We start from the raw sequence: 12,261 nt of genomic DNA, 5'->3' as shown, positions 1-12,261 counted from the left end.
AGCAATGCTCGATAGCGGAGTAGCATGACCGCCATGGACTTCTCGGCCTCTGCCACCGCTTCCGAGTACCGTAGCCGGGTCAAGGAATTCATCACCAGCGAGATCGCCCCGGCCGAGCAGGAGTATCACCAGCAACTCCGGTCCCAGGCCTCGCCCTGGAGCGTGCCACCCCTCATGAATACCTTGAAGCAGCGGGCCCGCGAGGCCGGTTTATGGAATCTCTTCCTCCCGCCCGCCTACGCCCAGCGAACCGGGCACGGACCTGGGCTGAGCAACATCGACTACGCGCCCAGCGCCGAATTGATGGGCCGCCACGCCATCGCCCCGGAAGTGTTCAACTGCAACGCCCCGGACACCGGCAACGCCGAGGTGCTCGTCCACTATGGCACCGAGCAGCAGCAGGAGGACTGGCTGCTGCCCCTGCTGCGTGGCGAGATCCGGTCCGCTTTCTGCATGACCGAGCCCGAGGTCGCCTCCTCGGATGCCACCAACATGACCGCGACCGCGGTGCTCGATGGCAACGATGTGGTGATCAATGGGCACAAGTGGTTCTCCACCGGCATCGGCCACCCCGATTGCGCCTTCGTCATCGTCATGGCCCTCACTGATCCCGATGCCGGCCGCCACCAGCGCCACTCGATGGTGCTCGTGCCCATGGGCGCCCCAGGCATGGCGGTGGGACGCATGCTCGATGTGCTCGGTTTCCAGGACGAGCCCTACGGGCATGGCGAGGTCACCTTCACCGACGTGCGGGTGCCTCGGGAGAACATCATCGCCGGGCCCGGCCGGGGCTTCGAGATCGCGCAGGGCCGGCTCGGACCTGGGCGCATCCACCACTGCATGCGGCTGATCGGGCTCGCCGAGCGTGCTCTCGAGCTCGCCGCGCATAGATCGACGACGCGCACCGCGTTCGGCAAGCCGCTCGCCAACCTCGGCGGGAACCGCGAGCGCATCGCCCATGCCCGCATCGCCATCAACCAGGCCAGGCTCCATGTCCTGCACACGGCGTGGCTGCTCGACCAGCAAGGACCGCTCGGCGCGCTATCGGAGCTGTCGCAGATCAAGGCGTCGGTGCCCCGCGTGGCGCAGGAGGTGGTGGACATGGCTATCCAGCTGCACGGCGCGGGCGGCCTCACCGCGGACTACCCGCTGGCCGCGGCATTCGCTGCCGCGCGATCACTGCGCCTCGCGGACGGGCCGGACGAGGTGCACCTCGGAGTAGTCTCGCGCTTGGAGCTCGCCAAGCATCGCGACAGCAACCCGAACGGAGCGTGACCATGGCCACAACCCGGCAGAAGATCCTCATCACGGGCGCGAGCGCGGGGCTCGGCGAGGGCATGGCACGGGAGTTCGCGGCCATGGGGCGCGACCTGGCCCTGTGCGCGCGTCGCACCGACCGGCTCGAGCAGCTCGCCACCGAGCTGCGTGCCGCGCACCCGGGCATCACGGTCGCGATCCGCGCGCTCGATGTGAATGACCACGCCGCGGTGTTCCGTGTCTTCGGGGAGCTGCGCGACGAGCTCGGCGGCATCGACCGGGTGATCGCCAATGCCGGCCTCGGCAAGGGCCAGCCCTTGGGCACCGGGAGCTTCGAGGCGAACCGGCAGACCGCCGAGACCAACGTGATCGGCCTGCTCGCGCAGTGCGAGGCCGCCCTCGAGATCTTCCACGCCCAGGACGCCGGGCACCTCGTGGTCATCTCGTCGGTCAGCGCGGTGCGCGGCATGCGCGGCAACATCACGACCTACGCGGCGACGAAGGCCGCAGCGGCATCCCTCGCCGAGGGCATCCGCATGCAGCACCTGCGCTCCCCCATCGCGGTGACAACCATCATGCCCGGCTACATCGAGTCCGAGATGACCGCGCAGGCGGCCAAGACACCACTGATGACCGATGCGCGCGCGGGCGCCCGCGCGCTGGTGAAGGCGATCGAGCGCGAGCCGGCGAAAGCCTACGTGCCGGGCTGGCCATGGACAGTGCTCGCCCAGGTCATGAGGTTCGCGCCGCTGGGCGTGGTCCGGAGGCTGAGTTGAGCGGGGACGACAAGACGATCGCGCCACGCGAGGATGATGCGTTCGATGTCGAGCGCCTGCACTCCTGGCTTTCAGCGCGGGTCGAGGGCCTGGATTCGCTGCCCGAGGTGCGGCAGTTCCCCGGTGGCGCGTCGAACCTGACATATTTGTTGTCCTACCCGGGCCGGGACCTCGTGCTGCGGCGCCCCCCGGGCGGGCACCGGGCCGCCTCCGCCCACGACATGCGGCGCGAGTTCCACGTGCAGCAGGCGATCGCGCCGCGCTTCCCGCATGTCCCGGCGATGCTGGCGCTGTGCACCGATGAATCGGTGATCGGCTCGGATTTCTATGTGATGGAGCGCCTTTCGGGCGTGATCCTGCGGCGCGATCTCCCCGAGGGCGCCGAGCTGGCACCGGACCAGGCACGCACGGCCTGCACCCAGATGCTCGACCGGCTCGTCGAGCTGCACGGAATCGACATCGACGCCGTCGGCCTGCGCGACCTCGGCAAGGGCACCGGATACGTCAGCCGGCAAGTAGGCGGATGGTCGGATCGCTACCGGCGCGCCCGCACCGATAACGTGCCCGACTTCGAGGCCGTGATGAGCTGGCTGGCGGAGAACCAGCCGCCCGATGTAGCGACCTGCCTGATCCACAACGATTACCGGTTCGACAACGTCGTGTTCGACTCGCTCGAGACGCTGCAGGTGATCGGCATCCTCGACTGGGAGATGGCGACGCTCGGGGATCCGCTGATGGAGCTCGGGGCCTCGCTGGCGTACTGGGTGCAGGCTGATGATGACGAGGTCATGCAGCAGACCCGCCGGCAGCCCACGCACCTGCCCGGCATGATGACGCGCGAGGAGGTAGTGCAGCACTATTGCGCGCGCACCGGCATCGAGCTCGACGACTGGACGTTCTATGAGGTGTACGGGCTGTTCCGCCTCGCGGGCATCGTCCAGCAGCTCTACAAGCGGTATCACGATGGCGGCACCACTAACCCGGTGTTCGCCAGCTTCTGGATGTTCACGGGCTACCTGGAGTGGCGCTGCCTGACCCGCATCGGGCTCGCCTGAGCCAGCGGCGCGCAGGGTGTCCACGTGCCTGGCCTGACCGCATACGGGCTCGCAACCACCCCACCGGGAGCGCGCTGGCCACTATCATCGGACTCACGACCGTCATGGCGCCAGACAACTAGCTAGCGAACGCGGGAAGAGAAGAACCTATGACCTCTCGAGACCCTTTTATCATCTACACCCTGACCGACGAGGCCCCGCTGCTCGCGACCCGAGCCTTCCTGCCGATCGTGCGCGCCTTCACCAAGCCAGCGGGGATCGAGGTCACCACCAGTGACATCTCCCTCGCGGCCCGCATCCTCGCCGAGTTCCCCGACTACCTCACCGACGAGCAGCGCGTGCCCGACAACCTCGGCGAGCTCGGCCGATTGACGCAGCTGCCCGAGACCAACATCATCAAGCTGCCCAACATCAGCGCCTCGGTGCCCCAGCTCGTGGCGGCCATCAAGGAGCTCCAGGGCCAGGGCTACGACATCCCCGATCTGCCGCAGGACGCGAAGACAGACGAGGAGAAGGACATCCGCGACCGCTACGCCAGGTGCCTGGGTAGCTCGGTCAACCCGGTGCTGCGCGAGGGCAACTCGGATCGCCGCGCGCCCAGGGCGGTCAAGGAGTACGCGCGGCGGCACCCGCACAGCATGGGCGAGTGGTCGATGGCCTCGCGCACCCATGTCGCGCACATGCGGCACGGCGACTTCTACCACGGCGAGAAGTCCATGACGCTCGACCGCGCCCGCGACGTCAAGATGGACCTCGTCACCGGCGAGGGCAAGCTGATCGTGCTCAAGCCCAAGGTCGAGCTCGGCGAGGGCGACGTCATCGACAGCATGTTCATGAGCAAGAAGGCCCTCCTCGAGTTCTACGAGGAGCAGATGGAGGACGCGCGCAAGACCGGGGTGATGCTGTCGCTCCACGTCAAGGCCACAATGATGAAGGTCTCCCATCCGATCGTGTTCGGGCACGCCGTGCGGATCTTCTACAAGGACGCGTTCGAGAAGCACCAGGAGCTGTTCGACGAGCTCGGCGTGAACGTCAACAACGGGCTCGGGGACCTCTACGACAAGATCGAGTCGCTGCCCAGCTCGCAGCGCGACGAGATCATCGAGGACCTGCACCGCTGCCACGAGCACCGCCCCGAGCTCGCGATGGTCGACTCCTCCCGCGGCATCTCCAACTTCCATTCGCCCAGCGATGTGATCGTCGATGCGTCGATGCCGGCGATGATCCGCTCGGGCGGCAAGATGTACGGCGCCGACGGGCGCACCAAGGACACCAAGGCGGTGATGCCCGAATCCACGTTCGCGCGCATCTACCAGGAGATCATCAACTTCTGCAAGACCAACGGCGCCTTCGACCCCACCACCATGGGCACCGTGCCGAACGTCGGCCTCATGGCGCAGAAGGCCGAGGAGTACGGCTCGCACGACAAGACCTTCGAGATCCCCGAGGCCGGCGATGCCAACATCGTCGATATCGAGACCGGCGAGGTGCTGCTCACCCAGCATGTGGAGGCCGGGGACATCTGGCGCATGTGCACCGTCAAGGACGCGCCCATCCGGGACTGGGTCAAGCTGGCCGTCACTCGCGCGCGCGATTCCGGCATGCCCGTGCTGTTCTGGCTGGACCCGTACCGCCCGCACGAGAACGAGCTCATCAAGAAGGTGCAGCAATGCCTCAAGGAGCATGACACCGAGGGCCTCGACATCCAGATCATGTCCCAGGTGCGTTCCATGCGCTACACGCTCGAGCGCCTCATCCGCGGGCTCGATACCATCGCCGCCACGGGAAACATCCTGCGCGACTACCTCACGGACCTCTTCCCCATCCTGGAGCTCGGCACGAGCGCCAAGATGCTGTCCATCGTGCCACTGATGGCGGGCGGCGGTCTCTACGAGACGGGCGCGGGCGGATCAGCGCCCAAGCACGTCAAGCAGCTCGTGGAGGAGAACCATCTGCGCTGGGACTCCCTCGGTGAGTTCCTCGCCCTGGCCGTCAGCCTCGAGGACATGGGCCGCAAGTCCGGCAACACGCGCGCCAGGATCCTCGCCGAGTCGCTGGACGCGGCGACGGGCAAGCTGCTCGAGAACAACAAGAACCCCTCCCGCAAGACCGGCGAGCTCGACAACCGCGGCAGCCAGTTCTATCTCGCGCTGTACTGGGCGCAGGAGCTCGCCGAGCAGAGCGAGGACTCGGGCCTTCGGGAACACTTCGCGGCCCTGGCGAAGAAGCTCGCGGACAACGAGGACACCATCGTCAAGGAGCTCGCGGAGGTCCAGGGCCAGGCGGTGGAGATCGGCGGCTACTACGCGCCGGACCTCGACAAGCTCGACGCGGTGATGCGCCCCAGCAAGACGTTCAACGAGGCCCTCGCGGCAGCGCAGGAGTAACCGCGGCCTGCACCGGATGACCGATCCCCGGACCGCGCGCGGTCCGGGGATCGTTGTACGTGGGGCGCCCGCCGATGGGCGAGCAGGCTGCTAGCCGCGGACCCGCACGATCATCTCGACCTCGACGGCCGCGTTGAGGGGAAGCTCGGCGACACCGACGGCGGAGCGGGCGTGCTTGCCCGCCTCGCCGAAGACCTCCCCGAACAGCTCGGACGCGCCATTGATCACCTGGGGCTGACCGCTGAACCCGGGAGCGGACGCGACGAATCCCACCACCTTGACGACCTGCTCCACCGCATCGATGCCCACGAGCGCATCGATGGCAGCGAGCGCGTTCAGCCCGCAGATGCGGGCCATCTCCTGCGCCTGCTCGGGCGTGACCTCCGCGCCCACCTTGCCCGCGGCCTGCAACTCGCCGGCCACCAGCGGGAGCTGGCCGGAGGTGTAGACGAAGTCACCGGCCCGCAGCGCGGGGACATAGGCGGCGACGGGCGGCACGACAGGGGGCAAAGCGAGGCCCAGTTCCTTCAGGCGCGCGCTCGGGGCGGTGCTCATGCGGAGAGCCCCCTCTTCAGGTAGGCGACGTGCTGCTCGCCAGTGGGGCCGGGCAGCACAGTGACCAGCTCCCAGCCGTCCTGGCCCCATTGATCAAGGATCGCCTTGGTCGCGTGGGTGAGCAGGGGAACGGTGGCATACTCCCAGCGGGTGATCTCAGACATAAAAACCACCCTAGTCGGGCCACTACCCCCGATGCAGCTTATAAGCTCGTATCGTGTCTAGCTCCGACTCGTGGTCCCGCAAGGCCGCCCGCGCCCGGCTCCACTTCATCAGTGGCAAGGGCGGCACCGGCAAGTCGACCGTCGCGGCCGCGCTCGCGCTCGCCCTGGCCGCGGGCGGGCGCCGTGTGCTGCTCGCCGAACTGGAGGGCCGCCAGGGCATTGCCCAGCTCTTCGACATCCCGCCGCTGCCCTACGCGGAGACGCGGGTAGCGGCAGCCGATGACGGCGGCGAGGTCAAGGCGCTGGCGGTGGATATCGAAGCGGCGTTCCTCGAGTACCTCGACATGTTCTACAGCCTCGGGATCGCTGGCAAGGCGATGCGCAGGGTCGGGGCCATCGAGTTCGCCACCACGCTCGCGCCCGGGCTCCGCGATGTGCTGCTGACCGGAAAGATCAAGGAATGCGTCATCCGCCGCGATGAGCGCGGGCAGCATGTCTACGACGCGATCGTCGTCGATGCCCCGCCGACGGGCCGCATCGGCACGTTCCTCGATGTGACCAAGGCAATGTCGGACCTCGCGAAGTCGGGCCCGATCCGCAGCCAGAGCGACGGGGTGGTCAAGCTGCTCCACTCCGATGACACCATGATCCACCTCGTGACGCTGCTCGAGTCCCTGCCCGTGCAGGAGACCATCGATGCCGTCAAGGAGCTCCGGGAGAAGGAGCTGCGCGTCGGCTCGATCATCGTGAACCGGACGGACAAGGAGCACCTGCCCACGGAGCTGCTCGATGCCGCGCAGGCCAACGAGCTCGATCGGGAGTCGATCCGCGCGGGGCTCGGCAAGGCAGGCATCACCGTCACTGATACCGAGCTCGACAACCTCCTCGTGGAGGTGGCCGAGCAGGCGGCGCGCACCCGCGCGCAGCAGGAGAGCGCCCGGCAGCTCGCGGAGATCGACATCCCGCAGCTCGTTCTACCGACCATGACCGACGGAGTCGATCTCGGCGGGCTCTACGAGCTGGCACAGATCCTGACGGAGCAAGGGGTCCACTGATGAGCATGCCCGATATCGACGACGCACCGGTCGACCCGGTGCCGGACTCATCCATCCCGTGGTTGAACGTCGATCGCTTCCTCGCCGACTCCTCCACGCGCGTGGTGGTGTGCTGCGGCGCCGGTGGCGTCGGCAAGACCACCACGGCCGCCGCGCTGGCAGTGCGCGCCGCGGACATGGGGCGCAAGGTCGTGGTGCTCACGATCGATCCCGCCCGTCGCCTCGCCCAGGCCCTCGGGCTCGGGGAGCTCGACAACACCCCGCAGCGGGTCGAGCTCGACGGCTCCACGGGCGAGCTGGACGCGATGATGCTCGACATGCGCCGCACCTTTGATGAGATGGTGCAGGAGCATTCGTCGCCGGAGCGGGCCGCGGCGGTGCTGGCGAACCCGTTCTACCAGACCGTGGCCTCGTCGTTCTCGGGCACGCAGGAATACATGGCGATGGAGAAGCTCGGCCAGCTCGTGCACCAGAAGCGCTGGGACCTGATCATCGTCGATACCCCGCCCTCGCGGAACGCGCTGGACTTCCTTGATGCGCCGCAGCGGCTCGGGGCATTCCTGGACGGCCGGATGATCCGCTTGTTCATGGCGCCAGGCCGCGGCCTGGGCAAGATCGTCACGGGCGCGCTCGGGCTGGCCATGAAGGGTGTGTCCACCATCGTCGGCTCCGAGATGCTGTCGGATGCGTCGAGCTTCGTGCGGTCGCTGGACTCGCTGTTCGGTGGGTTCCGGGAACGCGCCAACCGCACCTATGACATGTTGCGCGCCCCGGGAACGGAGTTCCTGGTGATCGCGGCCGCCGAGCCCGATCCGCTGCGGGAAGCCTCGTTCTTCGTCAACCGCCTCACCAAGGAGGGCATGCCGCTCGCGGGCCTCCTGCTCAACCGCACGCATCAGACGCTGACGGATCTCGGCGCGGATCGCGCCCGCTTCGCTTCGGAGGAGCTCGCGAACGGCGATGCGGCCAGCGAGGACACGGCCCTCGCATCAGCGGTTCTCGCGATCCACGCCGACAGGGCCACGACGGAGAAGCGCGAGCAGCGGCTGCTCACCCGTTTCACGCTCGCGCATCCGCGGGTACCGGTGGCGAAGGTTCGCACGCTGCCCTACGAGGTGTCCGACCTTGCCTCGCTGCGAGCGATCGCGGAGCTCTGGCGCAAGCACTAGCAGGCGCCACGGCCTCGTAGAGGCCGTGGGGCTGTGGGGCCACGCGGCGTGGGCGTGCGGCTGCGCGGCGGCAAAAGCACCGGAAACTGTCAAACGCGATAGAAGCTGCCCTGGTCCTGGCGCAGTTTCTATCGCGTTTGCGGCTGGCACGAGCGGCTGGCACGAGCGGCTGGCACGAGCGCGGCTGGCACCCGTGGCCGGGCGCGCGTGGTTCCGTGCCTTCGGCTTCGACCACCCCAGCGCGACGGAGCTTCCCCTCTCGGCCGGCTGGGTGGACTGTCGTCGAATGTCCTCGTCAGCCCGCGGATTGCTGCGCGCGCTGGGTGGAGAAGAACTCGGCCCAGGACTCGACCTCCGGGTGCTGCTTGAGGAGGGCCCGCCGCTGTCGCTCCGTCATGCCGCCCCACACGCCGAACTCGACACGGTTGTCGAGGGCATCGGCGCCGCATTCGAGGACGACCGGGCAGTGCCGGCAGATCGTGGCGGCCTTGCGCTGCGCCGCCCCCCTCACAAAGAGCACGTCGGGGTCAATGCCGCGGCATCGGGCCTGGGACACCCATGCGATGCGTGCCTCTGCTTCCTCTGTCGACATCGTGGCTGTCATCGGGAGGCCACCACCGCGGCGCTGCGCGGGTCGCTTGATCGATGCACTGGAGACTACAGGCCCCGATTGATTCATCACCTTCGCTGACTCCCTACTTCCGGCCCCCTGCGGTCGTGTTCTTGCACGCTGACCAGCGCCAGGCTGTACGCGCATCCCCCGCAAGCGATTCCGCGCATCCTGTGGGATGCAGAAATCACCAGCCCCGTCAATGACCAACACGCGATCGCTGGATCACAGTTGGTCATCAAGTGTTGTGTGAGTCACACTGGCAACAAACTTAGGTACTAACTGCGCTAAATGCAACCTCGAATTTGCCTCCGAGACGGGACGGTAACCAGGTCGACGCACTACCGCTGCCTGCACCCACGTTAATCCGTCCGGCACACAGTCACATCTCTGCACAGATTCTTTTGTGCAACAACAATTCCGAGGATGCAACCCAGCGAAGGGCCATGCGGCGCGAAGGTCGCCGATATGCCACGAACCGGGCCCGCCTCGTCGACCTCCCCGCGCGCCCTACCACTTCACCACCGCGCATCAGTACCCTGGAGCCGTGGCGATCGGAAACACACTCGCGAAGCTCGGCGGCACCAGCATCCTCGGAGGCGTACTCCTAGCAGGCATGCTCTTCCCCGCGGCGGGCGGATTCGGCCTGGCCTCCAACAAGGCCGCCCAAACAGTGGAGAACACCTCCGCCCAGCTCATCGAGGGCGAAGTGCCCGCCATCACCACCATCGTTGATGTCAACGGCGATACCATCGCCCACATCTACGAGCAACGTCGCACCGAGGTGCCGTCGAACCGCATCTCCGACGATATGAAGCTCGCCATCGTCTCCGTGGAGGACAAGCGCTTCGCCGATCATGACGGCGTTGACTGGAAGGGCACCGTCCGCGCCGCGCTCACCAACACCACCAGTGGCGAGGTCCAGCAGGGCGCCTCCACCCTCGTGCAGCAGTACGTCAAGAACTACCAGCTCCTCGTGCTCGCCCAGAACGATGCTGAGCGTCGGGCCGCCATCGAGACGACCCCGGCGCGCAAGATCCGCGAGATCCGCATGGCCCTCGAGCTCGACAGCCGGCTCAGCAAGGAAGAGATCCTCACCCGGTACCTGAACCTCGTTCCGTTCGGCAACGGCGCGTACGGAATCCAGCAGGCCGCGCAAACCTACTTCGCCATCGATGCCGCCGACCTCAACCCCGTCCAGTCCGCCATGCTCGCCGGCATCGTGCAGAGCAGCTCGGCACTGAACCCCTACACCAACCCCGAGCGCGTTCTCGAGCGGCGCAACGTCGTCCTCGACACCATGATCGAGAACATCCCCGAGCGGGCCACCGAGTTCATCGCCGCGAAGGAGGAGCCGCTCGGCGTCATCCCCGAGCCGCGCACCATCCCGCAGGGCTGCATCACTGCCGCGGACAAGGGGTTCTTCTGCGACTACGTGCTCGATTACCTCGCCGAGTCCGGGCTCAGCCGCGACCAGCTCCGCCGGGGCGGCTACCGCATCCAGACCACGCTCGACCCCGAGATCCAGGCTTCCGCCAAGCGTGCGATCAACAACAACGCCAACGCGCGCACCCCCGGGGTCGCTAGCGTGCTCAACCTCCTCCAGCCCGGCAAGGAATCGCACCGCTTGCTCGCGATGGCCTCGAGCCGTACCTACGGCCTCGATGGCGAGAACTACGAGACCGTCAGCGCCCAGCCATTCTCCATGGTCGGCCACGGCGCGGGCTCGGTCTTCAAGATCTTCACCGTTGCCGCCGCGCTCGAGCAAGGCATGGGCATCAACACCACCGTCAGCGTCCCCAACCGCTACAACGCGTTCGGGCTCGGCGACGGCGGGGCCCCCGGCTGCCCGGTCAACCATTACTGCGTGGAGAACTTCACCTCCTACAAGTCCTCCATGAGCCTCACCGAGGCGCTCGCCACCTCGCCCAACACCACCTTCGTGCAAATGATCCACCAGACGGGTGTCGAGGAGACCGTCGACATGGCCGTCAGGCTGGGCCTGCGCTCCTACACCAAGCCCGGCACCTCCGGATACAGCGAGCAGAGCCTCGCCGACATGTTCACCGACCAGAACCTCGGCTCGTTCACCCTCGGCCCCGTGGCGGTCAACCCCCTCGAGCTCTCGAACGTCGCGGCCACCCTCGCCTCGGACGGCATGTGGTGCCCGCCGTCTCCGGTCGACGCCGTGTTCGACCGCTACGGCAACCCCGTCGAGCTCGCCACCGAGCCATGCGAGCAGGTCGTCGAGCCCGGCCTCGCCCGCGCCCTCTCACAGGGACTCGGCCAGGACCACGTCGGCAACGGCACGGCTGCCCGCGCCGCCAACGCGACCGGATGGTCAGCCCCTGTCTCCGCCAAGACGGGAACCACTAACTCCAACTTCTCCGCGGGCTTCCTCGGCTACACCAATACCGTCGCCGGCGTCACCTACGTCTACGGCGATTCCCCCACCCCGAGCCCCATCTGCTCGTTCAACCTGCGCCAGTGCGGCAGCGGCAACCTCTTCGGCGGCAACGAGCCCGCCCAGACCTGGTTCCAGGCCGTGGGCCCGGTCGTCAACAAGCTTGGCGCCATCCGCGAGCCCGTCGCTGATCAGCGACGCTTCCGAGACGGCGATCCCGGCCTGCAGGTACCGAACGTCGCTGGCCTCTACCAGGCCACCGCCATCCGTCGCCTCGAGAACGCCGACTACGAGTACGAGACGGTCTGGACCTCCAGCGCCGAGACGCGCGGTGTCGTCACGTCCTACTCGCCCTCGGGATTCGCCCAGCCCGGGAGCACCATCACGCTCTACATCAGCGATGGCAGCGAGCGCGTGGTCCGGCCCGCGCCGAGCTCGCCGTCCACTGGGGACGATGACTCCGCGGGCACCACGCCGCCCCGCCGGGCGCGCCCCGACCTCCCGGACCAGGTAGAGATCCCGGGACTGCCCAACCCGGTTCCCGTGCCCGACGAGAACTAGCGCTGCACGGCACCGGGCCGGATGGCCCGGTGCCGCAGGCGGTACCCCTGCCGTATCCTTGGACAATGGCACGCAACACACGGCACCTCGTGGCACAAGCAGCACTCGGAACCGTCGCGGTGGGAAGCATCGCCCTCGCTCACGCCACCCTGATCGAACGCAATGCCTTCACCGTGCGCAACATCACCGTGCCTATCCTCCCGCCCGGCACGCCCGCGCTGCGGATCCTGCACCTCAGCGACCTGCACATGACACCCCGGCAGCACCT

Annotated in this window: 10 protein-coding genes and 1 pseudogene; 8 read left to right on the top strand and 3 right to left on the bottom strand. The window is 67.5% G+C overall.

Annotation, left to right across the window (positions count from 1 at the left end):
• Positions 1-33 precede the first annotated feature (33 nt).
• The 4 genes from HT102_RS12165 (at position 34) to HT102_RS12150 (ending at position 5,475) form a co-directional block, all read left to right on the top strand.
• Positions 34-1,275 (top strand): acyl-CoA dehydrogenase family protein, encoded by a 1,242-nt coding sequence (locus HT102_RS12165; RefSeq protein ID WP_192039693.1) that lies wholly within the window; start codon positions 34-36, stop codon positions 1,273-1,275.
• Positions 1,276-1,277: 2 nt separating this feature from the next.
• Complete coding sequence (locus tag HT102_RS12160; protein ID WP_192039692.1) at positions 1,278-2,033, top strand: SDR family oxidoreductase; 756 nt, start codon at positions 1,278-1,280, stop codon at positions 2,031-2,033.
• Positions 2,030-3,088 (top strand): phosphotransferase family protein, encoded by a 1,059-nt coding sequence (locus HT102_RS12155; protein WP_225443599.1) that lies wholly within the window; start codon positions 2,030-2,032, stop codon positions 3,086-3,088. Before HT102_RS12160 ends, HT102_RS12155 begins: the two co-directional genes overlap by 4 nt.
• A gap of 149 nt (positions 3,089-3,237) precedes the next feature.
• Positions 3,238-5,475, top strand: coding sequence for an NADP-dependent isocitrate dehydrogenase (locus HT102_RS12150; RefSeq protein WP_192039690.1), 2,238 nt, complete (start codon positions 3,238-3,240; stop codon positions 5,473-5,475).
• A 90-nt stretch (positions 5,476-5,565) separates the two neighbouring features.
• On the opposite strand, the gene HT102_RS12145 is transcribed toward HT102_RS12150, so the two are convergent.
• Entirely contained in the window at positions 5,566-6,030 is a 465-nt protein-coding gene (locus HT102_RS12145; protein WP_192039689.1) for a RidA family protein, read from the bottom strand.
• Positions 6,027-6,194, bottom strand: coding sequence for a DUF4177 domain-containing protein (locus HT102_RS12140; protein WP_192039688.1), 168 nt, complete (start codon positions 6,192-6,194; stop codon positions 6,027-6,029). The genes HT102_RS12145 and HT102_RS12140 overlap by 4 nt, the downstream gene beginning before the upstream one ends.
• Positions 6,195-6,244: 50 nt before the next feature.
• Between HT102_RS12140 and HT102_RS12135 the strand changes: the two genes are divergently transcribed.
• On the top strand, positions 6,245-7,249 hold the full coding sequence (locus HT102_RS12135) for an ArsA-related P-loop ATPase (RefSeq protein ID WP_192039808.1): 1,005 nt from the start codon (positions 6,245-6,247) through the stop codon (positions 7,247-7,249).
• 5 nt (positions 7,250-7,254) lie between these two features.
• A complete protein-coding gene (locus tag HT102_RS12130; protein WP_192039807.1) occupies positions 7,255-8,418 on the top strand; it encodes an ArsA family ATPase in 1,164 nt (387 codons plus the stop codon).
• 295 nt (positions 8,419-8,713) lie between these two features.
• On the opposite strand, the gene HT102_RS12125 is transcribed toward HT102_RS12130, so the two are convergent.
• Positions 8,714-9,022, bottom strand: coding sequence for a WhiB family transcriptional regulator (locus HT102_RS12125; RefSeq protein ID WP_149360394.1), 309 nt, complete (start codon positions 9,020-9,022; stop codon positions 8,714-8,716).
• A gap of 553 nt (positions 9,023-9,575) precedes the next feature.
• Here HT102_RS12125 and HT102_RS12120 point away from each other — a divergent pair.
• Both HT102_RS12120 and HT102_RS12115 read left to right on the top strand, forming a co-directional pair.
• The gene (locus tag HT102_RS12120) at positions 9,576-11,993 is read left to right on the top strand and encodes a transglycosylase domain-containing protein (protein WP_333473416.1); all 2,418 of its coding nucleotides are present in this window, start codon (positions 9,576-9,578) and stop codon (positions 11,991-11,993) included.
• Between the two features lie 65 nt (positions 11,994-12,058).
• Positions 12,059-12,261: pseudogene (locus tag HT102_RS12115) on the top strand (metallophosphoesterase); the annotation flags it as partial.

Source organism: Lolliginicoccus lacisalsi (genome assembly GCF_014841105.1).
Classification (GTDB): Bacteria; Actinomycetota; Actinomycetes; order Mycobacteriales; family Mycobacteriaceae; genus Lolliginicoccus; species Lolliginicoccus lacisalsi.
The sequence above is the reverse complement of the archived record's forward strand: the minus strand, read 5'-3'. Positions and strand labels throughout refer to the sequence as shown.